This is a genomic window from Fibrobacter sp. UWB1, assembly GCF_002210325.1.
In the GTDB taxonomy this organism is placed as follows: domain Bacteria; phylum Fibrobacterota; class Fibrobacteria; order Fibrobacterales; family Fibrobacteraceae; genus Fibrobacter.
This window is the reverse complement of sequence record NZ_MWQL01000043.1, coordinates 1-1,656: the sequence shown is the minus strand read 5'-3', so window position 1 is coordinate 1,656 and position 1,656 is coordinate 1. Positions and strand designations below refer to the sequence as shown.

Below are 1,656 nucleotides of genomic sequence, written 5' to 3'. Positions count from 1 at the left end.
ATCCTATTTTTTTACCCCCTTAGAGGAATTTGCGAAAGAAAATATACGTTACCTTAAAATGAATACAGATATAATACGCTCCGTATTGTCGCTATACAAAAAAAGTCGGACTGCGGGGCGGGGTGTGGGGTGAAAATGAGGGCGTTTTACCCTCTTTTGCGGTGTTTGTGGCAGGAAAAATGTCTTTCTTTATTATCTTTTTCTTAAAAATAAGAACAGATTTTGTTCCTATGAATGAATCGGATGTAAAAGTAAAAGGGCTTGGTCCCTATTCGATTGAGCGGTTGAAACCGCGATTTATGGTGGATGCCTTATCCATCGAGATTTTGCTTTCAAAAAAGTTTAATAACAGGAGTACTAAAAGATGAACAAGTTCAAAACACTACTTTTCTTAGCCGTGTTTGGCGGAATAGGTTTTTGGGGCTGTGACGATTCGTCGTCGGCAAGTGATGATAACAATGAAACATCCGCTGTTGAATCGTCTTCAAGCGTAAAGGACTCTGATTCCACCGAAGAGTCATCCTCTTCGATTGACAAGAAGTCTTCGGGTAACGAAACCAAAGACAAGTCATCTAGTAGTGACACTAAGTCGAGTAGTTCCACAAAAGAAACAAAAGTTTCTTCTGATTCCAAGAGTTCCAGTTCTGTAAAATCGGGAGATTCTTCTAGCAGTAATAAGGATAAATCTAGTTCATCGGAGAACTCGTCTTCAAGCAAGAATAATGAATTTAATAGTTCTTCTTCTGTAAAGCAGACGAGTTCTAGCTCTAATGAAATTCGATCATCTAGTAGTAAACAAAATCCTTGGGGGACATCGGCTGAATGGAGTCCGTTTAATTGCAAGGATTTTGGAGGGTGCCTTGAATTTACAGATGTTCGAAATAATCGATCTTATAAATATCTCAAGTTTGAAGGCCGTGATACTCTTGGAAAGGTTACTTCAATTTATGCGATGGTTGAAAATTTAAATATTGGTGTTATGGTTCGTGGAAGGAAAAATCAGGAAGATAATGATAGAATTGAACGGTATTGTTATGATAATGATACATTAAATTGTCATTATTATGGTGGGCTTTATCAATGGGCTGAGATGATGCAACTGCCAAGTGAATGTAACCAAAAAGATTGTCGGGATAAATATGACGCAACAACTCTTCATCATCAGGGAATTTGCCCGAATGGCTGGCGTCTGTTGACTTATAATGATTTCTACATCATAGTCAATAGCAATGGTAATACCCACGGTGTTGAAGGGGTGCGATCTACATTCGGTTTTGGTGGTTACAATACCACAGGGTATAGCCTTGTTGGGGCTGGTATACGAGTGGATGGATCTTTTAAAGATTTAAATGAGGCTGCATATTGGTTCTTTCCATCGGAAAATCCGATAGAAAATTTTGCAGCTGGTGATGATTGCTACATGGGGGCCTCTGATAAAACAATAAATAAAAATGTATCATATAAAAGCAATGGACTTTCTGTCCGCTGTGTTATGGATGATTCTAACATCAATGAGTGATTGACAAATAGTTAAGGGCTTAATCAAAAGAGGTGTCAAATGTCTAAACGTAATGTAAAAAAAGAAAAGGGTAGTGAATTTAGAGGCTGTAAAATAAACTGTGTCACAATCCACCCCCAATAACCCAAAACCTTACT

Annotated in this window: 1 protein-coding gene; it reads left to right on the top strand. The window is 38.0% G+C overall.

The window, feature by feature from the left end:
* Positions 1 to 364 precede the first annotated feature (364 nt).
* Positions 365 to 1,519: an FISUMP domain-containing protein gene (locus B7988_RS14750; RefSeq protein WP_088658478.1), complete on the top strand. Its 1,155-nt coding sequence runs from the start codon at positions 365 to 367 to the stop codon at positions 1,517 to 1,519.
* Positions 1,520 to 1,656 lie beyond the last annotated feature (137 nt).

Excerpts from the sequence above, each read along its gene's own strand:
- B7988_RS14750 (WP_088658478.1), top strand. The coding sequence starts at position 365 with ATGAACAAGTTCAAAACACTACTTTTCTTAGCCGTGTTTGGCGGAATA.